Origin of the sequence: Paenibacillus vini (genome assembly GCF_018403325.1) — a bacterium.
GTDB classification, from domain to species: domain Bacteria; phylum Bacillota; class Bacilli; order Paenibacillales; family Paenibacillaceae; genus Fontibacillus; species Fontibacillus vini.
This window is the reverse complement of record NZ_BOSL01000002.1, coordinates 486,868-509,222: the sequence shown is the minus strand read 5'-3', so window position 1 is coordinate 509,222 and position 22,355 is coordinate 486,868. Positions and strand designations below refer to the sequence as shown.

Sequence of the window (22,355 nt, the reverse complement as noted above, 5' to 3'; positions counted from 1 at the left end):
GGCGACTTCCCTCCCGCAGGTTGTGTTGTCCTGCGTTCTCCGGTACTATTCACCCCTCGGACTCCCTTCCTGCTGATGACTCACTTCGCCTCTTGGCTTATAGAGTATCTCGCTACGAAAAAAAAAACTTCCGTGCAGGGGAGGGTCTCCCCAGTTCACTGCATCTTCTTTCATACCGTGCCGATCTCCTTACGCCGAAGGATTCTTCACTGCCGCTCCAAGTTCCTGACAGTTTCCGTGGCCTTCATCCATTGTCTCAAGATTCGGCTTCCTCTCTTCCCCCTCGCGGGGCCTTTTTGACGACGCGGCAAGATTCACTTTATGTTACGGCCTGATACGTTGCTCGCCCTGTCTCTGACAGGTACTTTTGTCGATACGCTTTTACGCACAGATCTCGCCGTACGCAAGTATCCTAGCTACGCGGGGACTTGGCTCCTCCCGCGACCGGACTTTCACCGGCTAGAAGATGCGTGCTTAGCTGGGCACGCAGACAAAAAAAAACCGCTTCGTAAGAAGCGGTCTTTGCTCAGTACCGAGCAAAAGATATTGGATAGGAGTGGAGAGAAACCATACTGTACTTTTATTATATGTATACGTTTTCATTCTGTCAACACTTTTTTATAAGCGTTTACATTTTGCGAAATACAGGGCTTTTACAGCCCTGCACAACTATACATATACGGAATATCCTAAGGAATCCAAATGCTCTTTAGCCCGCTCCATATCAGCTTCCTGACGGAACGAAAGACGCATTACACCGGGAACGTCCTCCCGGCTTTCAATGATTTGCATATTGCTCAAGTTGATGTGGCGAACGCCGAGCTCTGTGGCGATCTGTCCGATGATCCCCGGCGTATCCGGTACATCGATATACAGATCGAACAAGGAAGTGATCGCACCTTTTCTCCGTTCAGGCAGCTCGCCGCGGAACAGGTTGGCTTTTTCAAATGCTTGCCTGATTCCCTCGCCGTCTTGTCCCTCCAGAAGTCCGATAAAACTGCCGATCTCATCATTCCAATCCCTAAGCAGAGACAATAGTACGTCTCTATTGCTGAGCAGGATATCCCTCCAGATCAGCGGGTCGCTTGATGCGATACGCGTAATGTCGCGGAATCCGCCTGCAGCCAGCGTACGATACAAACCGTTGGTACCGTTGTAATCGCACACCTGGTTGACCAGCGCCACCGCAATGATATGCGGCAAATGGCTAATTGCACCGACGATTTGGTCGTGCATCACCGGATCGACCCGGACGATTTGGGCTCTCGTGTACGCGAGCAGTTGCTCCAAACGCGAATAAGCCTCTTCCGGTACGTCGGGTGACGGTGTCAGCACATAATAGGCGTTCTCAAACAGCAATGTGGATGCCGCATCCACGCCCGAACGCTCCGACCCCGCCATCGGGTGGCCCCCGATGAAATGAATATCCGGTTTGGATAGTCTGCGGGCGCATTCCGCGACCGAAGCTTTCGTGCTGCCAACATCCGTGATTATGCAGCCCGGTTTTAGCGGAAGCGAGTAAAGCTTCTCCAGATATTCTTCCAGATTCCCGACCGGCACGCACAAAAAAATAAAGTCGGCGTTCGCCGCTGCCTCTTCCATGGAAAGAGTGGCGGCATCCACGACCCCGCGCTCAATCATCCGGTTCAAGGAGCCCGGACGGTGGCTATGCCCGATCACCGTGATCCCCGGCTTGCCTTTAAGGCAAAGCGCCAGGGATCCGCCGATCAGGCCTACTCCGAAAACAGCTACTTTAATTGTCATATTGTTCACTCGATTTCTGTTTAGTAAAATGGCAAATTAGACGCGTGCCCCTTGCCCGGACAGCACTTGCTCCAGAGCAGCGATAAACTTGGCGTTTTGTTCCGCAGAACCCACCGTAACACGGATATGATTCGGATACTTTCCGAATCCCGACCGAACGATGATACCCAGCTTGAGCAGGGACTGGAACATCTCTACGGCCGGAGATTTGACATCGACCATAATGAAATTGCCGTGTGCCGGAAAATAGGACAGCTGCATCCGATCAAATTGTTTATACAAATATTCGATGCCCTCACGGTTTTTCTCCCGGCATTCGGATACAAATGCATGATCGGTTACCGACGCCTTGGCGGCAGCCTGGCCGATCCGCGACGTATTGAACGGCTCGCGCACCTGATTGATCAGCTTGATAACGTTCGGTTGACCAACCCCGTATCCGATCCGTAAGGAAGCCAAACCGTAAATTTTCGAAAAAGTCCGCAGAACAATCAGATTAGGGTATTGGGACAGCAACTTGATGCCGTTCGAATAATCCGGATCCGTAACATACTCCGCGTAAGCTTCATCCAGAACGACCAGCACATTGGCCGGCACCTGATCCAGAAAAGAAATCAATTCGGCATTCGAAACAATCGTTCCCGTAGGGTTGTTCGGATTGCAGATCCAGACCGCCTTTGTCTTCTCCCCGATCTCTCCCAGCATCGCCTGGAGATCATGAGTTCCATTCTGAAGCGGCACCTCGATGCTGACAGCACCTTCGATATCGGCATTGCTTTTGTATACCGAGAATGTCGAATCCGCCATGATGGTTTCATCCCCCGGCAAAAAGAACGCACGAGTAATCAACGCGATAATTTCATCGGAGCCGCAGCCGAAAATAATCTGATCCCGGTTCACGCCGTGATGACCCGCCAATACTTCGGTCAATTCAGCGGCGCTGCCGTCCGGATAAAGGCTGAGATTGCTGAGTTCAGTTTCTATCGCCGCACGGGCTTTAGGAGAGCAGCCGTAAGGGTTCTCGTTGGAGGCTAACTTAATAACTTCTTCGAGTCCAAGCTCGCGCTTGACCTCTTCGATCGGTTTCCCCGGCTGATAGACCGGCAAATTGACGATTTGGGGTTTGGGCAACATGTGTATTTCCTCCCTCATTCCAGGTAACCGGGCAAATAGCCCGGTTTGGTTAATTTTTTATCTTTAATTGTGCCACAAAGTCACGAATTTGCAACAACCCTTGTTCCTTCGTTGCTTCGTTTTCCAGCAATGGCAGGCTTTCTTCGATCTTGCGTACAATCGCGCTGCCGACGACAACACCGTCGCAAATTTTCGCGAACCGTTCCGCCTGCTCTCTATTCGAGATTCCGAAACCGACGGCCACAGGCAATTCAGTCTGCGCTCTCACCGATTGAATAAACTCATCCACATTCTGGTGAAAAGCGCTCCGCTCCCCGGTTACCCCCAAGGAGGAGACGCAATAGACAAATCCTCTGGCACGGGAAAGGATCATCGAAATTCTGCTGCTTGACGTAGGCGCTACCAGCGGAACGAGCAGGATATTAGCCTGGTCGGCCAGTCTCAGAACCTCTTCCGACTCTTCGAACGGAAGATCCGGGATAATGAGACCGCTGATGCCCGCTTCCTGCAGCAGACCGAAGAACCGATCCAATCCGGTTTGCAATACCGGATTGTAGTAAGTGAACAATACGAACGGCATGTTCACGCCGCGTTCTCTGGCTTTTCGGGCCGTATCGATGCACGACTCAATGGTAATCTGGCGTACCAGCGCCCGCTCCGAGGCCCGCTGGATGACCGGGCCATCAGCTAAAGGATCAGAGTAAGGAACGCCGAGTTCCAGAACATCCGCTCCGGCGCGCTCCAGCTCTACGATAATATCGACGGTTGTTTCCGGATCAGGATCTCCGACAGAAATAAACGGGATCAGGGCGGTTTCACCCTTGGCCTTCAGGTCGGAAAATGTCTTCTCCATCAAGTTCACAGCAGCTCCGTTCATAGCTCAGCGCCTCCTTCGGTATAAGCCATAATCGACTCCACGTCTTTATCGCCGCGTCCGGACAAGCAAATGACGATCAGCTCATCCCTTCCCATCTCCGGTGCGAGCTTGACGGCCTGAGCAACGGCATGCGCAGATTCCAGCGCAGGTATAATGCCTTCCTGACGGCTGAGCAGCTGCAAAGCATCCAGCGCCTCCCGGTCTGTAATCGGATAATACCGGGCCCGCTCTATGTCTTTCAAATAAGAGTGCTCCGGTCCGATTCCGGGGTAGTCCAGACCCGCCGAAATCGAATGAGCCGGCTGAACCTGCCCGTGGGCATCCTGAAGCAAATAGCTCATGGAGCCTTGGAATACGCCTTTGGTTCCCTTGGTCATCGTCGCGGCGTGATATTCCGTTTCCACGCCTCTACCGGCGGCTTCCACACCGACCAAACGAACGTCGGTATCCTCCACGAACGGATAAAACATGCCGATCGCGTTGCTGCCTCCCCCGACCGCGGCAATCAGCATATCCGGCAGACGACCTTCCGCCTCCAGGATTTGCCGGCGAGTCTCGTCGCCGATAATCCGCTGGAAATTGCGGACCATCATCGGATAAGGATGAGGTCCGGTCGCCGAGCCAAGAATGTAGAACGTGTCGTGCACATTGCTCACCCAGTAGCGAAGCGCCTCGTTACAAGCATCCTTTAACGTACGGGTTCCCGATAGCACAGGAACGACCTCGGCGCCCAGCAGCTTCATACGGAATACATTGAGTTGCTGGCGTTTCGTATCCTCTTCGCCCATGAACACTTTGCATTCCAGTCCGAGCAAAGCCGCCACAGTCGCCGTAGCCACGCCATGCTGGCCAGCTCCCGTCTCGGCAATCACCTTGCGTTTGCCCATCCGCTTGGCCAGAATCCCTTGACCGATCGCATTATTGATTTTATGAGCCCCGGTGTGATTCAAATCTTCGCGTTTGAGATATATTTTCGCGCCGCCCAGATGTTCAGTCAGACGCTCCGCGTAATACAACGGGGTCTCACGTCCGGAATATTGCTTCAGCAAATAATCGATTTCCGCCTGAAATTCGGGATCATCTTGAAATTTACGGTACGATTCCTCAAGCTCGATCAAAGCGTTCATTAGCGTTTCCGGCACATAACGTCCTCCGAAAGGTCCAAAACGGCCATGTTCGTCGGGTACCTGTTTATTCAGCGTCATGTTCCCCTTCACCCTCTCCACAAATGCAGTTATCTTAGTCAGATCTTTGATTCCGTCAGTTTCTACGCCGCTGGACACGTCTACGCCGTCAGGAGACATGACATCAAGCAGTTCACCCACATTGCCCGGATGCAGTCCGCCTGCGGCCAAAAAAGGGATTCCCCGCTCTTTGGCCCACAATCGGTAAGGCTCGGCCTGTTCCCAGGCAAAAGCTACTCCCGAACCTCCTCCGTAATGAGGATCATATGTGTCGAGCAGCAGCCCGTCGATGACGCCTTCATAGTCTTCAACGGGCTGTCCCCCATGCAGCGTTCCGTCCGGCTTCACCGAGAGAACCTTGAATGCTTTAACTCCGAGTTGTTCCCTGACTTCCCGGCAAAACTCCGGACTTTCCGTGCCGTGCAGCTGTACGATGTCCAGTGGTGTCAAAGACAGAATCGCCTCAAGCTCTTCCATGGAAGGATTCACGAACACGCCGACGCTTTCCGGGATTTTGCCGCTTTGCCAAGTCCCCAGCACGGCAGCCAGTTCGGCAGCCTGATTCCCGCTGACCTGGCGCTTGCTTCTGGCAAAAACGAATCCGATGTAATCAATCGGCAAGTTTATCATAGATTTTAGCACTTCAACGCTTTGAAGTCCACAAATTTTTACGCTTGGTTTACCCATTCCGAGACAAACTCCCTTCGGGACCCCGAGTCCCTGAACCGTTCGTTATCGGCCCCAGCAACTCGTAAATCCCCTCTTCCACCCGCTCTTTACGCATAAACGTTTCTCCGATAAGTACGCCTTTCGCTTTTGCTTGTATCAGATATTCAATATCTTCCCTGGATTGTATCCCGCTCTCACTGATCAGAGTTACGTCAGACGGAACCAGTTCCGCAAGAGAAGATGTTGTCTCGAGCGAAGTCTCGAACGTCCGCAGATTCCGATTGTTAATCCCGATCAACTTGGCGGTGCCAAGACCGAGCGCACGCTCCAACTCCTCGCGGTCATGGACTTCCAAGAGAACATCCAGCCCGATCGCCATTGCGGTCTGTATATAACTTTGCAACTGGGCATCGGATAAAATTGCCGCAATAAGCAGTACCGCATCCGCACCCATCATCCGCGCCTCATATACTTGTCGCTCGTCAATGATGAAGTCTTTGCGGAGCAATGGGACATCGACGGCTTCGCGAATCGAGGACAAATACGCCGGACTTCCCTGGAAGTAGAGTTCATCCGTCAGCACCGAGATGCAATCCGTGCCGGCCTCGGCATAGCTTTCGGCAATCCGAACCGGATGAAAATCCGGTCGGATCAGACCTTTGGAAGGCGAGGCTTTCTTCACCTCGGCAATCAAGCCTAACTCGCGCTTGCGTCCTTCCGTCAACGCGCGGTAAAATCCGCGCGTCGGCTCCATGGCTGAAATTCTCCGCTCCACCTCGGCGAGATTGAAGCTCGAAGCCAAGCGTGCGACCTCTTGTTTTTTCGTCTCTACAATCCGATCAAGATACATAGCTCAGTTCCCCCGTTGTTTGAATAAGCTGTTCCAATTTACTGTACGCCTTGCCGGAATCAATCGATTCCGCAGCGATAACGACCCCTTCGCGAATACTGTCCGCAAGCCCCGATACATAGATGCAGGCACCTGCATTAGCAAGCACTACATCGCGGTATGCCCCCTGCTCTCCTTGAAGCACCCGCCGGATAATGTTGGCATTCGTCCCCGGGTCTCCGCCCATCATCTCCGTTAGGTGATACGTTCTGAGTCCCAGCTGTTCCGGCGTCAGCTCATAGGTCACAACTTCCCCGTTCTTCAGCTCCGACACCCGGGTGGACGACGAGATGCTGATCTCATCAAGTCCTTCCGCGCTTGTGACGACTAACGCCCGTTTGGAGCCTAACTCGCGCAACACTCTAGCGATCGTTTCCGTCTTGTTCCTGTCATAAATACCCAGTACTTGACGATCCGCTCCGGCCGGGTTCGTAAGCGGCCCCAGCATGTTGAACACCGTTCTTACTCCGAGTTCTTTGCGGGGGGCAGCCGCATGACGCATCGAGGGATGATAAAGCTGAGCAAACAGGAAACAGATACCGATGTCATCCAGACAACGTTTAGCCTGCTCGGCACTCAACTGGATGTTCACGCCCAGCGATTCAAGCACATCGGCGCTACCCGCGCGTCCGGATGCCGATCGGTTCCCGTGCTTTGCCACCCGAACGGAAACCGAGGCGGCCACGATGGCCGATGTCGTCGATATATTGAACTTGTGAATGCCAGAGCCTCCCGTTCCGCAAGTATCCAGAAGCTGCCGGGTTTCCGTGTTCAAGCGGCTGGCATGCATCCGCATGGCCTCCGCGAAACCTGTAATTTCCTCCACGGTTTCCCCCTTGATCCGCAGCGCGGTCAGTAATCCGCCGATCTGCGCGGGCGTCGATTCCCCGTTCATGATCGCTTCCATAATACCGCGCGCCTCCTGCCGGTTCAAACTTTGCCCTTCAATCAGCCGACCCAACCCGTTTTGTACCGTTTCCTGTCCGTTCATCGTCCTTCTCCTCTCTTTTATCCTCTCGGGGTATATTCGTAAAGATAGTCTTGATTAATTATGGCGTCGGCTTTCGGCTGCGGCGGAAACATCATCTCCGCCGTACGGATTGCGGTAAGCAGCGCCTTCGCCTTGTTGACCGATTCCTGGTACTCGTTCTCGGGTACGGAGTCCCACACAATGCCGCCCCCCGCCTGGACATAGGCTTTACCATTCTTAAAGACGATGGTACGGATCGTAATGCAGGAGTCCATGTTGCCGGAAAATCCGAGATAACCGATGGCCCCGGCGTAAGTACCGCGGGCTTCGTTTTCGAGCTCGGCGATGATTTCCATTGCCCGCAGCTTTGGAGCTCCCGACACGGTTCCCGCCGGTAGACAGGACAGGAAAGCGTCGAAGAAATCCTTGTCGTCCGCAAGCTTGCCGGATACTTTTGAAACCATATGCATGACATGCGAGTAACGCTCGATTTCCATGTAAGACTCGCATTTTACCGATCCGAATTCCGAAACCCGCCCTAGGTCGTTCCGGCCCAGGTCCACGAGCATGAGGTGCTCGGCACGCTCTTTTTCATCCTTCAGCAGCTCGGCTTCCAGTGCCGCGTCCTCCAGCTCCGTCGCTCCCCGCGGCCGCGTTCCCGCGATCGGACGGGTCTCCACCCGATCTCCTTCCACCTTGACAAGCGCTTCGGGCGACGTGCCGACTATGATTTCATCGTCCATTTTGAGGTAGTACATATACGGCGACGGGTTCATCGTCCGCAGTACCCGATAGACGTGCAGCGGGTCTACCTCGGTCTCGATATGAAAGCGCTGGGATAGTACAACTTGAAAAATATCTCCGGCGCGAATGTATTCTTTGCCTTTTTCGACGTTGGCGATAAACTGTTCTTTCGTCAGGTTCGACCGGACATCCCCGAGCCCAACCTCCGTCGGCAGCGGCCGCCGGTTAAAGCTCTCACCCGGCCCTTCCTGCTGCAGCAGATTTGCCGCTTCATCCAGCTTCAGCTCTGCTTCCGCATAAGCTCTGCGGATATCTTCATCCCGGTCGCCATCCTTGATATGAACATTTGAAACCAACAGGATCCGCTGCTTGACGTGGTCGAATACGATGACTTGATCGCAGAACATAAATTGCATATCCTGCATCCCCAGATCGTCGACCCGATGGGCTGGCAGCTTCTCGTAATACTGCAGCAAATCATATCCGAAAAAGCCGATTGCACCTCCCGTAAACGGCGGCATTTCCGGAAGCTCAGGACTGCGGTAGCCTCTCAGGATCGCCTTTAAATCGTCTACAGGCCGGGCAGAGACGAATGCCTCTTTCACGCCCTTGCGCTCCATGACAACCTCGCCCTTCTTCGCCGTCATCATCAGGAACGGATCCGTGCCGATAAAGGAGTAACGTGCCCATTGCACGCCACCTTCCACGCTCTCCAGCAAAAATGCCCGGTCCCGCTGGGCAATTCTGCGGAAGATGCGGATCGGAGTTTCCATATCGGCGAGCAGCGTCCGGACGATCGGAATCAGGTTATAGTCCTTGGCCATCGCAATGACCTGTTCTACTTGCGGGGTTGTCATAATAGCTCACTTCCTTTTCGTTGGTTATATATAACAAAAAAACCTCTACCGAAGTAGAGGTTGGCTTATTTTGCAGTAAGTTATATTAGCGATATCCCCGTGCAGTGAAATGCAGCAACATAGCATTACGATCCAGGAACGGATAAACCTGCTCCCCCATCATAATACAGTGCCGACTTCCAAAAAACTGCCGGAACATCTCTCGTCTCAACTCTGCTCAACTCAGCTATACTCTACTCAGCTCTATACTCACTCAGCGATAAATTCCGACCGGCACTCCTGCAGGTCCAAAATCAATCGCTACAAAATCTTAAAATTACTATACATGATGACCGCCGCTTTGGCAACTCCCGATTTGGAAAAGTTGCCAACGACCCCGATCGGATCAAGAAACGGTCAAATCGGGACGTAAGCTTTGCGCCTCATTCAAATAAACATGCTTCATTTCTCTTTGCCCTTTGTTCGTGTTCACTTGGATTAGCAGGCGAATACATTTAGGAAGCCCGCCTTTCACCGGAATTTCCGTGGAGCACATCAGAGGAACCATGTCCCATCCGCTCAAGACTCGGATTGCTCTGGCCGGAAATGTCGCATCCAGGTCAGGTGTCACCGTAATCCAGACACTGCAGATATCCTCAGGTTCAATCTGATTCCGCTCGACGACTTCCTTGAGCAATGAGGCGGTAGCCTCCAAAATCTCAGCTTCTTCGTTGCGGGTTACCGTTGTGGCACCGCGAATTCCCCGGTTATACATGATGCCCCTCCTCTTTCAATTCCGAAATGACCCGGCGGACTTCCTCCACCTTCACATCCGAGACAATTTCAACCTTCCCTATTTCGGTCGGCAGCACAAAAACGAGCTGTTGCTCTTTAAACTTCTTGTCGTGCATCATAGCTCCGATGATCTGGTCTTCTTCCAGATGACCCGGCATGACTGTCGGAAGCCCAAAACCACGGAGTATGGACGTAGTCGTATCGTATAAGGACCGATCTCTTCCCCGGTTTACGGAGATACGAGCCGCTGCCGCCATCCCGATCGAGATCGCTTCGCCGTGCAGAAACTCTCCGTAGCCGCCGATCGCTTCCAATGCATGGCCCAGTGTATGACCCAGGTTGAGGATCGCCCGTAAGCCCATTTCCTTCTCATCTTCGGAAACAACCTGCGCTTTGATCGAGCATCCCTTAGTGAGACCATATCCCAAAGCATCAGGGTCCAATGACAACAGATCTGCGGTATGCTCCCTGCACCACTCGGCAAACTCGGCATCCCAGATCAGCCCGTGCTTGATCATTTCGGACAAGCCGGCCCGCACTTCCCGTTCTGGAAGACTCTGCAAAGTGTCTACATCATACAGAACCATTTCCGGCTGGTGAAAAGCACCGATCATGTTCTTCGCCAGCCGGTGGTTGACGGCAACCTTGCCGCCGACGCTGCTGTCATGAGCCAGTATTGTTGTCGGCATCTGCACGAAGGCAACGCCGCGCATATAGGATGCCGCAACAAATCCGGCCAGATCGCCGACCACGCCTCCGCCAAGAGCCACCACCACGGACCGGCGGTCAAGACCGCTCTCGATCGCCGCCGTCATGACTTCTTCGAATACTTCGAGCGATTTCGATTTCTCCCCCGACTTAACGACCTTGCTTACCGTAGTAAACCCGCTATTCCCGAGAGATTCTTCCACTCGTTTAAGGTAAAGCGGAGCGACATGATCATCCGTAACGATAAGCACCGGACTCTTCTTGCTCAGTTGGTGCCGTTCAAAATAATCTCCGGCTTCGTTCAACAGTCCGCCGCCGATGTATATCGGATAGGACCGTTCACCCAAATCCACCTGCAGCGTCCGCATTAGTAGTTCTCCAGTTGAGCGAGGTAGCTTTTCACATTGCGCTCGACTTCTTCCATGGAGTCCCCGCCGAATTTCTCGAGAAACGCCTTGGCGACTTCCCAAGCCACAACATGCTCAAGCACGACGCTGGCCGCAGGTACTGCGCAGGCATCGGAACGTTCCACTTGGGCCGTAAACGGTTCTTTCGTATCGATATCCACGCTTTGCAGCGGCTTATATAACGTAGGAATCGGCTTCATCACGCCGCGAACCACGATCGGCATCCCGTTCGTCATCCCGCCTTCAAATCCGCCCAGGCGATTGCTGGCCCGGTGGTATCCACGTTCTTCGCTGTACAGAATCTCATCATGCACTTTGGAGCCCGGCAATTTCCCGGCTTCAAAACCGATTCCGATTTCCACGCCCTTGAACGCGTTGATCGACATCACGGCCTGGGCGATGCGGCCATCCAGTTTGCGGTCGTATTGAACATGACTGCCGAGTCCGACAGGCACGCCTTCTACGATGCATTCCACGATTCCACCGATGGAATCGCCTTCTTCCTTAATCCGGTCTATGTAAGCTTCCATCTTCTTCTCGGTTTCAGGATCGACTACCCGGACGGAGGACTGTTCAGTCACCTTGGCCATTTCATCCAGCGGCAAATTATGCGGCGGAGCTTCGATTTCACCGATTCGAATGACTTGTCCCGCTATTTTGATTCCGAATTTCTCCAAAAACTGTTTGGCCACGGCGCCTACCGCTACCCGGATCGCCGTTTCACGTGCGCTGGAACGCTCCAGCACATTGCGGAGATCCTTTAAGTTGTACTTAAGTCCGCCGTTCAAATCGGCGTGGCCTGGGCGCGGACGGTGCACACGACGCTTCTCTTCGTCCGTTCCTTCGATCGGTTCAATATTCATGATATTGCGCCAGTGCGTCCAGTCGTTGTTGGCTACAATCAGAGCCACCGGAGCGCCGGTCGTATATCCGTGCCGCACACCGCCGGCAATCTGCGCCGTATCCTTCTCGATCTGCATCCGCCGGCCTCTCCCATAACCCTTCTGGCGACGGGCCAGTTCAAAATTAAGCGCCTCAAAATCCAAATTCAAATTGCTTGGCAAACCTTCAATAATAGCTGTAAGCTGGGGTCCATGTGTTTCCCCCGCGGTCAAATAACGTAATGTCATGATGCGTTCCCCCTTTAAACTGTTAAACTGTAAAGAGCTAAAATCCGATAATTCTTTTGCTCATTATAGTATAGGACCAATCTTTTGACAAGAAAGGCATTCTACACAGAACAGTCCTAACGTTTCTTCCAACAGTCTGCCCTAAGCAAAAAAAACGCGCCGCCCCTCCTGTCATTCCACAGAAGAAACCGCGCGTCAAATTTCGGATATAAAATTTACAGAATAAGCCCCGCATTAGTTGCCGGTAGCTTGCTGATTGTCCAGTAGCGGGCCCCGCTGATTCTCGTTCGGAGTATGGTCCAGCAAATCTATAATATGCGTCTTTTCCACGCCGAGAACCTGAGCGCATTCCTGCAGCGTAAGGAATCCCCGACGGTAAGCGTCGATGACCTTTCTCTTGTCCATGGGCTGAGCTGACCTCCCTAACTCTCTTGTCAGTCATTATTGGAAAACAAAGGGAGGAATATACAGCGGCTACGCTTTTTTACGATAAAAGAACGTTTCGGCTGGCTCCAGCTCATATTGGGACGGGGAGAAAATTTGTTCCGTACTGCCGACGAAAAGAATACCTCCGGGACGCAAAGCCTTCGCAAATTTGTGATAGAGCGCGTGTTTGGCCTCTTCCGTAAAATAAATCATCACGTTTCGGCAGACGATCAGATCAAAGCCGTCTTCAAAAGGATCCAGAAGCAGGTTTTGTTTCTTGAAGGTGACCGCCTTTTTCAATTTCGCGTCAAACCGGAATTGAACGCCTTCCGGGGTAAAATAACGCTTAACCACGTCAGCCGGGACGTCCTTCAGCGAACGATCCAGGTACAATCCTTCGGCAGCCTTGGCCAAAGCGCCTTCATCGATATCGCTGGCAAGCAAATATGTATGCTGCAGCAATCCTTGATCTGCGAGGATCATGGACAGCGTATACGGCTCTTCACCGGTAGAGCAAGCCGCGCTCCATACCCGAAGGCGTGACCTGCCTGCGGACAGGCCCGGAAGCACCGTATCTCTGAGCACTTCCCAGCGGTTCGGGTTACGCCAGAATTCGGATACGTTAATCGTCATCTTATCCAGAAATTCATAGAACAGCGGTTTATTAACCATCATTGCATTATAAAAAGCATCGAAAGTTGGGTATCCGTTTTTGTTGCGGAGCGTCGTCAACCGGCGCTTCATTTGAGCTTCCTTGTACTGAGCCAAATCAATTCCCGTGCTTTTCTTGATGCTTTGGATAAATCCCGCATAATCCGGATCCGCAGCCTCGTTTCCCCTGCTCCGGGAAGACTCGTCTAATTTGATCATATCCATGGCGCTATGCTCTTCGAATAAGCAACCAGTTCATGGTCTTCAAAGAAGTTTGCAATTTCCCGTTCCGCACTTTCAGGTCCGTCAGAGCCGTGAATCAGATTGAACGGCGTGTGGGCGGCAAAGTCGCCGCGGATGGTACCTGGCAACGCTTCCGTCACTTTGGTCTTGCCGATGACGATCCGCGATAATGTAACGATATCGTCTCCTTCCCAGACCATGGCAAACACGGGTCCAGAGGTAATAAAGCTGACCAAACTGTCAAAGAAGGGTTTACCTTCGTGCTCCGCATAATGTCTCATGGCCTGTTCCTTCGACACCTGTACGAGCTTTCCGGCCACAAGATTAAATCCTTTGTCTTCAAAACGGCTGATAATTCTGCCGATTAATCCCCGTTGGACTCCGTCCGGTTTAACCATTAAAAAGGTACGTTCCATGGTTCTCCTCCTGATTTAGACAACATTGATAATAGATAATATGGAAAGGCTGCAATAACCGTATTCTACCAAAAAAACCGTCGTCTGATAAGCTTCATTTAGAGACTTGATCCGTAATCAATAGGAACGTTTGTTGACAAATAGTGCAATTTCTTTCAAATGAGTTCTCGTTTTGCTCTCAGGCAGCTCATCAAGCGCATCCATCGCCTTGCCGATAAACCGGTCGGCGAGCTGCTCCGCTCGTGAAATGCCCTGACTCGACAAGATCATTTGTATTGCCTTGGAGGCATCGGCATCAGCACCCTGTTCCCGGATTGCCGATATTTCCCGCAGTAGCGGTACTTTAAGCCCCTCCTCCTGCAGCGCATAAATGACAGGCAGCGTAATATTCCCCTGCCGCATATCACTGCCGGGCGGCTTGCCGATACTCTTCTCCGTTCCGCACAAGTCCAGCAGATCGTCACGGATCTGGAATGCCATCCCCACATTATATCCATAGCGGTACAGTAAAGAATGCACCTTGGCTGTCGCATCCGATGCCAAAGCTCCGAGCTGACAGCTGATCGCGATCAACAGCGCCGTCTTGCGGCGGATACGCAGCAGATAGTGGCGGACCGATTGATCCGTATTAAAGAAATCGCGGATCTGCTCCATCTCACCCACCGACATCTGCACCATCGCTTTAGCCAATATCCGGTGAAGCTGGGGATTTTCAAGCTGGGTCGCCAGCATCAGCGCCTTGGCATAAATATAATCGCCGGTGTACATGGCGATTTTGTTGTCCCACTTTGCTTTAACCGTAGGTTTCCCGCGACGCGTGCCGGCATCGTCGATCACATCGTCATGAACGAGCGAAGCGGAGTGGATGAGCTCGAGCGGAACCGCCACGTGCTGCAATTTTTCCAGATCGTAATTACCGAACTTCCCGCCTAGCAGCACAAAAATCGGGCGCAGCCGTTTCCCCCCGGCTTTCAGAAGATGCAGAGACGTCTCGCTCAGCAGCTCGTCATCGCCTTCGATGCTCCGGTACAGCTGCCGTTCAATAAAGTCCATATCCCTTTTCAGCGTGCCGAAAATATCCATTAATTTCATTCTTTCACCCGTGTCAGCGTATTGTCACTCCAAATGTTCATATCTACCTTGTTCGGCAGAAGCCCCATCTCATAAGCGTACGAGAAGTACAAGGCCAAACCGCTCTGCCGCTGTTCACTAAAATCATAACATAAGTTATTAAAATAATGATGCCAATAATCCGTCGTCCCGCCGATCTCGCGGCAGGCTTTATCCACAAGCGGGTTTAAATCCGCCAAGCTGCGGCGTTTGCTCTCCTCGAATGCCTCGCTAACCTTGGAGAGAAAACGGGGATGACTCTCGGCAAACGACTGCTGAACCGCCCAAACGGCAAAGGTCATGCCGTAACCGGTCCATTGTTTCCAGACTTCCCCCAAATCAGTGACGATATAACCGTGATCTCTCCAGGAAGCCTGAATGGCATGATCACCGATCAATAGCGCTGCATCGCTTTGATCCATCATCGTGTCAAGCACCGGCTCGCTGTCCCAGTAGGTCGGTTGTCCGCCATAAGCTTTTTCCATAATGATTTTCAGCAGGTTTACCGACGTTGCCGAAGTGTTCGTCAGCGCGATGACGCCGTTCTTGATTTCCTCCGGAGGCTTGCGCGAGAACAGAAGAATCGAGTTTACAGGTCCGTCGGAGCTGACCGATAAATCGGGCAAAAGGATGAAGCGATCCGAGCCGTAACCGAAAGCGAAGGAGGAGACGGGCGATAAATCCAGTTCCCCTTTCAGCATTTTCCGGTTAAGCAATGAAGGAACCTCCGTTACCAGGCTCGCCGGCTGCGGCAAATCGATAGTTTTGAAATGATGAAAAACAGGCCATACGTTAGTGTACTTAATTTTTCCGATGAGGATGTCGTCATTCTCCCGGTTGTTCACTGTGATCCCCCCATCTAGTAAAGAGAGCGTGTTCTATTTTCAAGTTGTCCAGAACTTTACCCACTAAGAATGCAACCAAATCATCAATACTTTGCGGGCCGAAGTAAAACGCAGGCATGGCCGGGATCATACGGACTCCAAGCCTGGCCAGTTTGGTCATATTTTCCAAATGAATCGCGTGAAGCGGCGTCTCGCGAGGAACAAGCACAAGCGGTCGGCCTTCCTTAAGCATCACGTCCGCCGCGCGGGTCATCAGGTTGTCCGAGGAACCGTTGGCGATCGAGGAGAGGGTTCCCATAGAGCAAGGCATTATGACCATACCCTCTACCAAAAAGGAACCGCTGGCGATCGATGCCCCGATATCCCCTACGGGATGGTAAGTATAGCTGCCAGAAAATCCGTCAAAATGAGATCGCAGCACAGCTTCCCGGTCCGTCGTTTCCCAGCCCAGTTCTTCCTTCATCACCCGCCAGCCGGCATTCGAAATCACCAGGTGAACGTTGATGCCGAGACCCAGCAGCGTTTTGACCAGCTTCACGCCGTATACCGCCCCGCTCGCTCCCGTAATTCCGACCACCATCGCCCTGTTCTTGTTTTCGCTCATCAGGATTGCCGCACCACCAAATCGATTAGCGTGAACGAAAACACGACGATGCTGAGCACGCCATTCATTGTAAAGAAGGCTGTCTGCAGCCGGCTGAGGTCGCTGGGAGAGACGATATAATGTTCATAAAACAAGATCAGGCACGCGATCAGCATGCCGGCGATATACCACCAACCGAGATCCGCCATGAGCAGCAGCGCAATGTATCCGAGTGCGGAAATGATATGAAATACCTGGGCGATGCGGAGTGAGTTCGCGACACCGAACCGGACCGGTATGGAGTATAGTCCCTCTTTTGTGTCAAACTCGACATCCTGACAGGAATAGATCACATCAAAGCCAGCCACCCATAAAGCGATGGTGATGTACAGCACCATGGCCGTTGCGTCCACTTTGCCGGTTACGGCTGCCCAGCCGCCCAGTGGGGCCAAGGCGATCGTCAAGCCGAGTACAACGTGACAAAGCCATGTGAAGCGTTTCGTATAAGAGTAAACCACAAGCATAACCACCGCGATCGGAAGCAGCTTCATCGCCAACGGATTAAGCTCGGCAGCCGCCCAGAACAACAGTGCAAATGAAATAAGGATAAAGAGGACAACTTCGCCGATCTTCAGAAGTCCGGCAGGAATGGCCCGTCCGGCCGTACGGGGGTTCTTAGCGTCGCTAACCCGGTCGATCAGCCGGTTTAGTCCCATCGCCGCGCTTCGGGCTCCGAACATCGCCAGCAACACCCAACCGATTTGGGCCCAGGAAGGAAGTTCATGGTTAATCGCCACGGATCCAAGCAGCGCGCCCATGAAGGCGAACGGCAATGCAAACACCGTATGTTCAAATTTAATCATCTGTAAAAAAACTGCTGCTTTCCTAAACATTTTGCGTCTCCTTCGTTCCGATATGTAAAGCGGCTACTCCGCCGGTTAAAGGATACGCTTCGACTTCGGTAAGTCCGGTTTCCCGAAAAATCTGAGCAAGCTCCTCACGGCCGGGAAACTGTATGAGGGATTCCGGTAGCCATTTGTATTGCTCGTATCGCTTGGCAATCAGCTTTCCAAGCAAAGGCAACAAATGTTTGAAATAAAAGTAGTATAGCCCCTTGAACGGCTGCCACGTCGGCTTGGACACTTCCAGGCAGACCACCATGCCCCCAGGTTTGACGACCCTCTGCATTTCTTTGAGGACCTGGCGAAGATCCGGCACGTTTCTCAGACCGAATCCGATCGTCGCGTATTGAAACGTATTATCCTCAAAAGGCAAAGCCATCGCATTCCCCTGAACAAGAACAATCGAAGAGTCCAGACCTTGCTCGGCGATTTTACGGCGACCGACCTCGAGCATATTTTCACTGAAATCCAGCCCGGTAATGCTGCCTCCGCTTGTCTGTGCCATGCTGATCGTCCAATCACAAGTCCCGCAGCAGAGATCAATCGCCGTATCGCCCGGCGACATATTCATTTTCTTCATCGTAAATTTTCGCCAGGCTTTATGGCGGCCAAAGCTAATAATATCGTTCATTTTATCGTAATTGGGAGCAATACTCTCAAATACGGAGTGTACGAACTTCTCCTTTGGTTTAGAGGACAGACTACTCATTTCAACTCTTCACCTTACCCTTCTTGAATTGCTCGTCGCTGCGATGACAATACGGACAGCATCGGTTCCACAATCCCGCCAATCTCGGAGCGGATCTTGTCGCTCTGGCATTCCGGAACCAGACCTTGCACCCGTTCCACCGATTGCCGCAGCATCGACGCAAGCTGCTCTCTGATTTTGTATTTCGTGAGCAACAAGCTCCAATCCCGTTCCCCGATCTTCCGGGCGGATATCATTTCTTTGTCCTCAGCGGTTCCCGTCTCCCAAATATGCAGGAACGCGAAGCCTTTGTGTTCCTCCGGCGAAAGAGAATAATGCTTCATTTCATCCAGCATGACTTCGCAGCGGCTGATCTCGGTCAGCAGCAATTTCCAAATATTTTGTACGGACCTGTCCAACTGCTGCGTAAATGAATGGAACAGCACCGTTTTGAGCTGAACGCGCTCCTTCAAGTATTCTTCTGCAGGGAGCAGCATTTTTCTGAGCCCGGTATAGAGTCTCACCTTGAGCCGGTTCACTTCGCAAATCGCTGCACTCATTTTTGATACCGTTCCGATTTCCGCTTTCTGCGCTAGCAGTTCATAGAACACGCTGCTGAAATAGTCGCCCGCCAATACCTTCAATTGCCGGGATCGCATCTCCTGCTCTTCCTTGCAGCTGTCGTCCACGTCGATCTTGTCGTGGGTATCCAAGCCAAGCTGCACAAGAAAAGCGGCAAGCGCGCATGTTTCCGCCGAACGGGCCGTTTCACGCCCGCCGTCGTTTAAAAACGTATAAAGCAAACGAACACGGGGAACCGGGAATTCCGGTAGCTCCGTGTGAGTTGAAATCATGTCGTATTCGACATACTTTTGTGCCAATTCTGTTATGCGATCAGGTCTCATCCTCTGCCTCCGAGCCGCTATTCCTGACATCTGCAATTCTTCAAAAATGCTTAAAGATGTCACAATCTTGTCTATTATAGCATATGTTTTTGGGGAGCGCACGAAGCGTAAGCTAATTGACGCCCCGCTTCCAGAGATGGGTTTCCGTCATTCTGAAAAGCGTACGAAGCTCCTTCGGAAGCTCATGGTCACCGGCATTCCGCAGTTCATTCATCGCCGAATCCGACCATTCCCCCCGGCGCACATCGGCGGCCAGCAGCAGATATCTCGTTCCGAGCCACCGGTCCTCCGCAACGAGACGCAGCAGTAACTGATCGATATTGGACGTCCGCTCGAAGGAAAAAGAAATCAGTTCGGCAATACCGCGATATAATTCACCTTTATCGAAACGCTCCTCAGTCACTTTTAGATCCACGGACAGCACCGAACCGTTCAAATCCACCTTAGCGATCGGGACGGGCAACTCAATCGTGGACAAGCCGTCGACCAGATTGCCGTCGTTCAACTCCGCCGGTTTGCCCGGCTCGAACACAGCCGCTGATACCGGCCGGCTATGTTCAAATACCGGACCTCCGGCTCTAGTAATTACCGAGAGCAACAGTACGGTTCCAAGTGTAACCAACAGGCTTTGAAGAATCCATTTCACTTTCACGGGACTCCCCCTCTTCCATCGTCTTCCGTTATTACCGGACAGACATTAGAGTCTATATCCCATTGTACAAAAGAAAAAAGCAGGCTATGCCTGCAATTTCAAAATCATTCTTCCGTATCGATGACACCGAGCTTCGTATAGACAACGGCTTTGCCTCTTACTTTTACAGCCGATGTATGATCGGTAAACTGTGCGATCAGTACTTCGCCTTTGTCCAGCTTTTCCGTGTGGTGAAACCGAGTGTCTTTGCCCCGAGTAAGCCCGATTACCGTGACGCCCTGCTCCTTCGCCTTGACGACAAAGTAGTCTCCGTTGCTGACGCCCCGCTCGGCTCCTCCCGCTTGATCAGCATGCTGTTGATCCATGAAGGCATTCCTCCCCAACATAATATAGCGCAAACCTTCCCGGTGCTGAAAAGTCGACTTATTGAACACGTATTAAAAGAAAAAGCCGTGAACAAAATGCCCACGGACTTTATTAACACGGAAGATATGTAGAAATCTTTATTTAATTCCGTCTTTGAGCGCTTTGCCTGGTTTGAATGCCGGGATTTTGCTCGCAGGGATTTCGATTTCCTCTCCGGTTTGCGGGTTGCGGCCTTTACGGGCGGAACGCTCGCGGACTTCGAAATTGCCGAAACCTACCAGTTGTACTTTATCTCCGCTTTGAAGAGCTTCGGAAATAGCTTCGAAAACGGCATCAACCGCTTTAGTTGCGTCTTTCTTGGACAATTCCGCGCTTTCAGCTACTTGAGAAATCAAGTCGGATTTATTCATCAGGGTTCACCTCCCTACCAAATGGATTATATCATTCTGATATTCTGTGTTTCCGTTTTGCCGTAGAATATACGTTGAACCGCGCATATTACGTGCAAATCCCCAGTAAAACCGCAGTTTTGACCACGATTCGGGGGCGCGGAACAAACTTATAGTAATACAGCCCATCGATATTTTCAAGTTTTTTAGGCGGAATAGGCCAAAAGTATATAACATCTATTGTGGCCGGACAGCAAAAAACAGGGCAGGCTGAATGAACCAGCCTGCCCTGTTTTTTATTTTAAAGGATGATGGCGATGAGTCCGCCGGAACCTTCGTTGATGATTCTTCCGAGTGTTTCCTGCAGCTTGTAACGGGCATTGTCAGGCATCATGGCGATTTTGCCCTGGATTCCCTCTCTCACGATGGAATGCAGCGAACGGCCAAAAATATCGGACTCCCAAATTTTGATCGGATCGTTCTCGAAATCTTGCATCAGATACCGGACGAGCTCTTCGCTTTGCTTTTCCGTCCCGATAATCGGTGCGAACTCGGACTCTACGTCGACGCGAATCATATGAATTGAAGGCGCCGTCGCTTTCAGTCTTACCCCGAACCGGGAGCCTTGCCGTATCAGTTCCGGCTCGTCGAGCGCCATTTCGGCAAGCGACGGCGCGGCGATGCCGTAGCCGGTAGTCTTGACCATTTCAAGTGCTTCCGCAAACCGGTCGTATTCCTTCTTGGCATGCGTGAAATCCTGCATCAGTTGAAGCAGATGATCTTTGCCGCGGATCTCTACTCCGACCACTTCCATGAGGATATGGTCATAGAGATCGTCCGGAGCATATAGATCGATCTCCGCCACGCCCTGACCCATGTTCAGGCCGCTAAGCCCGGCGCGATCGATGAAATCGTATTCCATGAAATTGCTGACGACACGATCGACATCCCGGAGTCTGCGAATATCTTTTACGGTGTCGCGAACGGAATTCTCATAATTACTGCGAAGCCAGTGGTTCTCATTCAGCACCATGACCCAGCTCGGAAGGTTGACGTTGACTTCATGAACCGGGAATTCGTAAAGAACCTCTCTCAGTACACCGGTCACGTCTTCTTCGGTCATTGTAGCTGCGCTTAACGTAATGACCGGGATATCGTATTTGGCGGCCAGTTCGCCGCGTAGTTGTTGGGCTTCGTCGCTACTCGGACGCGTCGAGTTGATGACAAGCACAAACGGTTTGCCGACTTCCTTCAACTCGGCAATTACCCGCTCCTCCGATTCCACATAGGAATAGCGCGGAATGTCGGCGATCGTGCCGTCCGTCGTTACGACGACGCCCAAAGTGGAATGCTCCTGAATGACTTTACGGGTTCCGATTTCTGCCGCTTCCTGAAACGGAATCGGTTCCTCGAACCAAGGCGTGGATATCATCCGGGGACCGTTTTCATCCTCGTATCCTTTGGCGCCCTCTACCGCGTATCCGACGCAATCCACGAGCCTAACGTTGACCTCAAGCCCTTCGGCGACCTTGATTTGCACCGCATTGTTCGGAACGAACTTCGGCTCGGTCGTCATGATCGTCTTGCCGGCTGCGCTTTGCGGAAGTTCATCCACCGCCCTTACCCGGTCCGCCTCGCTGGAAATGTTCGGGAGCACCACCGTTTCCATGAATCGTTTGATAAACGTTGATTTGCCGGTGCGGACAGCTCCGACGACACCCAGATAAATATCCCCTCCGGTACGTTCGGCAATGTCCTTAAAAATGTCCACTTTCTCCAATACCAATGATATCCCCTCCTCAAAATTCGCCGAAGGAAAAATGCTTTGAGAGCATCCGCTTCGTTATTCACCAACATTTTGAAATCTTAGCTACAGCAGGAGCGGCAGCTCCCCGTACCCGTGTCCGCCGCCGCAAATCCCGGTGGAGAGAACAAAAACGAAGCGGCGTAACTCGTACATGCATTTGGACTAGTATCATCATATGTACCAGATGCGGATTTATGACGGAATACACCGTCCGAGTCTACTTTTTTTTAACCGGCGCTTCGTCACGAGCAAGGCGGCTCAATTT

Annotated in this window: 23 protein-coding genes and 1 pseudogene; all 24 read right to left on the bottom strand. The window is 52.2% G+C overall.

Annotation, left to right across the window (positions count from 1 at the left end; genetic code table 11):
- Positions 1-669: 669 nt before the first annotated feature.
- Positions 670-1,764: a prephenate dehydrogenase gene (locus tag KJS57_RS05755; protein WP_213654054.1), complete on the bottom strand. Its 1,095-nt coding sequence runs from the start codon at positions 1,762-1,764 to the stop codon at positions 670-672.
- Between the two features lie 36 nt (positions 1,765-1,800).
- Positions 1,801-2,898 carry a histidinol-phosphate transaminase gene (gene hisC, locus KJS57_RS05750; RefSeq protein WP_213654053.1) on the bottom strand — a complete coding sequence of 366 codons (1,098 nt, stop codon included), beginning with the start codon at positions 2,896-2,898 and terminating at the stop codon, positions 1,801-1,803.
- Between the two features lie 49 nt (positions 2,899-2,947).
- Positions 2,948-3,775 carry a tryptophan synthase subunit alpha gene (trpA, locus tag KJS57_RS05745; RefSeq protein WP_213654052.1) on the bottom strand — a complete coding sequence of 276 codons (828 nt, stop codon included), beginning with the start codon at positions 3,773-3,775 and terminating at the stop codon, positions 2,948-2,950.
- Positions 3,772-4,980: a tryptophan synthase subunit beta gene (trpB, locus tag KJS57_RS26390; protein WP_244861419.1), complete on the bottom strand. Its 1,209-nt coding sequence runs from the start codon at positions 4,978-4,980 to the stop codon at positions 3,772-3,774. The genes trpA and trpB overlap by 4 nt, the downstream gene beginning before the upstream one ends.
- A gap of 27 nt (positions 4,981-5,007) precedes the next feature.
- Positions 5,008-5,646: pseudogene (locus KJS57_RS26385) on the bottom strand (phosphoribosylanthranilate isomerase); the annotation flags it as partial.
- Positions 5,639-6,478 (bottom strand): indole-3-glycerol phosphate synthase TrpC, encoded by an 840-nt coding sequence (gene trpC, locus KJS57_RS05735; protein ID WP_213654050.1) that lies wholly within the window; start codon positions 6,476-6,478, stop codon positions 5,639-5,641. The gene trpC and the pseudogene KJS57_RS26385, both read right to left, overlap by 8 nt.
- Positions 6,468-7,508: an anthranilate phosphoribosyltransferase gene (gene trpD, locus KJS57_RS05730; protein WP_213654049.1), complete on the bottom strand. Its 1,041-nt coding sequence runs from the start codon at positions 7,506-7,508 to the stop codon at positions 6,468-6,470. The genes trpC and trpD overlap by 11 nt, the downstream gene beginning before the upstream one ends.
- A 17-nt stretch (positions 7,509-7,525) precedes the next feature.
- Complete coding sequence (gene trpE, locus KJS57_RS05725) at positions 7,526-9,088, bottom strand: anthranilate synthase component I (RefSeq protein WP_211020875.1); 1,563 nt, start codon at positions 9,086-9,088, stop codon at positions 7,526-7,528.
- Between the two features lie 385 nt (positions 9,089-9,473).
- Positions 9,474-9,842, bottom strand: a complete 369-nt coding sequence (gene aroH, locus KJS57_RS05720; protein WP_211020876.1) for a chorismate mutase — start codon at positions 9,840-9,842, stop codon at positions 9,474-9,476.
- Positions 9,835-10,938 (bottom strand): 3-dehydroquinate synthase, encoded by a 1,104-nt coding sequence (aroB, locus tag KJS57_RS05715; protein WP_213654048.1) that lies wholly within the window; start codon positions 10,936-10,938, stop codon positions 9,835-9,837. The genes aroH and aroB overlap by 8 nt, the downstream gene beginning before the upstream one ends.
- The gene (gene aroC / locus KJS57_RS05710) at positions 10,938-12,107 is read right to left on the bottom strand and encodes a chorismate synthase (RefSeq protein ID WP_211020878.1); all 1,170 of its coding nucleotides are present in this window, start codon (positions 12,105-12,107) and stop codon (positions 10,938-10,940) included. The genes aroB and aroC overlap by 1 nt, the downstream gene beginning before the upstream one ends.
- 234 nt (positions 12,108-12,341) lie before the next feature.
- Positions 12,342-12,512 (bottom strand): hypothetical protein, encoded by a 171-nt coding sequence (locus tag KJS57_RS05705; RefSeq protein ID WP_211020879.1) that lies wholly within the window; start codon positions 12,510-12,512, stop codon positions 12,342-12,344.
- A 69-nt stretch (positions 12,513-12,581) separates the two neighbouring features.
- Positions 12,582-13,409 (bottom strand): CheR family methyltransferase, encoded by an 828-nt coding sequence (locus KJS57_RS05700; RefSeq protein WP_211020880.1) that lies wholly within the window; start codon positions 13,407-13,409, stop codon positions 12,582-12,584.
- The gene (ndk, locus tag KJS57_RS05695; protein ID WP_211020881.1) at positions 13,400-13,843 is read right to left on the bottom strand and encodes a nucleoside-diphosphate kinase; all 444 of its coding nucleotides are present in this window, start codon (positions 13,841-13,843) and stop codon (positions 13,400-13,402) included. Before ndk ends, KJS57_RS05700 begins: the two co-directional genes overlap by 10 nt.
- 117 nt (positions 13,844-13,960) lie before the next feature.
- Positions 13,961-14,935, bottom strand: a complete 975-nt coding sequence (locus KJS57_RS05690; protein WP_213654047.1) for a polyprenyl synthetase family protein — start codon at positions 14,933-14,935, stop codon at positions 13,961-13,963.
- Positions 14,932-15,798, bottom strand: coding sequence for a menaquinone biosynthetic enzyme MqnA/MqnD family protein (locus tag KJS57_RS05685; RefSeq protein ID WP_213654046.1), 867 nt, complete (start codon positions 15,796-15,798; stop codon positions 14,932-14,934). The genes KJS57_RS05690 and KJS57_RS05685 overlap by 4 nt, the downstream gene beginning before the upstream one ends.
- Positions 15,779-16,402: a UbiX family flavin prenyltransferase gene (locus tag KJS57_RS05680; protein WP_211020884.1), complete on the bottom strand. Its 624-nt coding sequence runs from the start codon at positions 16,400-16,402 to the stop codon at positions 15,779-15,781. Before KJS57_RS05680 ends, KJS57_RS05685 begins: the two co-directional genes overlap by 20 nt.
- A complete protein-coding gene (locus KJS57_RS05675) occupies positions 16,402-17,274 on the bottom strand; it encodes a UbiA-like polyprenyltransferase (RefSeq protein ID WP_211020885.1) in 873 nt (290 codons plus the stop codon). Before KJS57_RS05675 ends, KJS57_RS05680 begins: the two co-directional genes overlap by 1 nt.
- Entirely contained in the window at positions 17,267-17,992 is a 726-nt protein-coding gene (locus KJS57_RS05670; protein WP_213654045.1) for a demethylmenaquinone methyltransferase, read from the bottom strand. The genes KJS57_RS05675 and KJS57_RS05670 overlap by 8 nt, the downstream gene beginning before the upstream one ends.
- Positions 17,993-18,006: 14 nt before the next feature.
- Positions 18,007-18,876, bottom strand: coding sequence for a heptaprenyl diphosphate synthase component 1 (locus KJS57_RS05665; RefSeq protein WP_211020887.1), 870 nt, complete (start codon positions 18,874-18,876; stop codon positions 18,007-18,009).
- 112 nt (positions 18,877-18,988) lie between these two features.
- Complete coding sequence (locus tag KJS57_RS05660) at positions 18,989-19,528, bottom strand: hypothetical protein (RefSeq protein WP_213654044.1); 540 nt, start codon at positions 19,526-19,528, stop codon at positions 18,989-18,991.
- A 104-nt stretch (positions 19,529-19,632) separates the two neighbouring features.
- Positions 19,633-19,893 (bottom strand): trp RNA-binding attenuation protein MtrB, encoded by a 261-nt coding sequence (gene mtrB, locus KJS57_RS05655; protein ID WP_211020889.1) that lies wholly within the window; start codon positions 19,891-19,893, stop codon positions 19,633-19,635.
- A 138-nt stretch (positions 19,894-20,031) separates the two neighbouring features.
- Positions 20,032-20,304: a non-specific DNA-binding protein Hbs gene (gene hbs / locus KJS57_RS05650; RefSeq protein WP_213654043.1), complete on the bottom strand. Its 273-nt coding sequence runs from the start codon at positions 20,302-20,304 to the stop codon at positions 20,032-20,034.
- A gap of 280 nt (positions 20,305-20,584) precedes the next feature.
- Entirely contained in the window at positions 20,585-22,063 is a 1,479-nt protein-coding gene (gene spoIVA, locus KJS57_RS05645) for a stage IV sporulation protein A (protein ID WP_211020981.1), read from the bottom strand.
- Between the last annotated feature and the right edge of the window lie 292 nt (positions 22,064-22,355).

Coding starts and splice junctions, on each gene's coding strand:
- KJS57_RS05755 (WP_213654054.1), bottom strand. CDS start 1,764: ATGACAATTAAAGTAGCTGTTTTCGGAGTAGGCCTGATCGGCGGATCC.
- hisC (WP_213654053.1), bottom strand. CDS start 2,898: ATGTTGCCCAAACCCCAAATCGTCAATTTGCCGGTCTATCAGCCGGGG.
- trpA (WP_213654052.1), bottom strand. CDS start 3,775: ATGAACGGAGCTGCTGTGAACTTGATGGAGAAGACATTTTCCGACCTG.
- trpB (WP_244861419.1), bottom strand. CDS start 4,980: ATGACGCTGAATAAACAGGTACCCGACGAACATGGCCGTTTTGGACCT.
- trpC (WP_213654050.1), bottom strand. CDS start 6,478: ATGTATCTTGATCGGATTGTAGAGACGAAAAAACAAGAGGTCGCACGC.
- trpD (WP_213654049.1), bottom strand. CDS start 7,508: ATGAACGGACAGGAAACGGTACAAAACGGGTTGGGTCGGCTGATTGAA.
- trpE (WP_211020875.1), bottom strand. CDS start 9,088: ATGACAACCCCGCAAGTAGAACAGGTCATTGCGATGGCCAAGGACTAT.
- aroH (WP_211020876.1), bottom strand. CDS start 9,842: ATGTATAACCGGGGAATTCGCGGTGCCACAACGGTAACCCGCAACGAA.
- aroB (WP_213654048.1), bottom strand. CDS start 10,938: ATGCGGACGCTGCAGGTGGATTTGGGTGAACGGTCCTATCCGATATAC.
- aroC (WP_211020878.1), bottom strand. CDS start 12,107: ATGACATTACGTTATTTGACCGCGGGGGAAACACATGGACCCCAGCTT.
- KJS57_RS05705 (WP_211020879.1), bottom strand. CDS start 12,512: ATGGACAAGAGAAAGGTCATCGACGCTTACCGTCGGGGATTCCTTACG.
- KJS57_RS05700 (WP_211020880.1), bottom strand. CDS start 13,409: ATGGATATGATCAAATTAGACGAGTCTTCCCGGAGCAGGGGAAACGAG.
- ndk (WP_211020881.1), bottom strand. CDS start 13,843: ATGGAACGTACCTTTTTAATGGTTAAACCGGACGGAGTCCAACGGGGA.
- KJS57_RS05690 (WP_213654047.1), bottom strand. CDS start 14,935: ATGAAATTAATGGATATTTTCGGCACGCTGAAAAGGGATATGGACTTT.
- KJS57_RS05680 (WP_211020884.1), bottom strand. CDS start 16,402: ATGAGCGAAAACAAGAACAGGGCGATGGTGGTCGGAATTACGGGAGCG.
- KJS57_RS05675 (WP_211020885.1), bottom strand. CDS start 17,274: ATGTTTAGGAAAGCAGCAGTTTTTTTACAGATGATTAAATTTGAACAT.
- KJS57_RS05670 (WP_213654045.1), bottom strand. CDS start 17,992: ATGAGTAGTCTGTCCTCTAAACCAAAGGAGAAGTTCGTACACTCCGTA.
- KJS57_RS05665 (WP_211020887.1), bottom strand. CDS start 18,876: ATGAGACCTGATCGCATAACAGAATTGGCACAAAAGTATGTCGAATAC.
- mtrB (WP_211020889.1), bottom strand. CDS start 19,893: ATGGATCAACAGCATGCTGATCAAGCGGGAGGAGCCGAGCGGGGCGTC.
- hbs (WP_213654043.1), bottom strand. CDS start 20,304: ATGAATAAATCCGACTTGATTTCTCAAGTAGCTGAAAGCGCGGAATTG.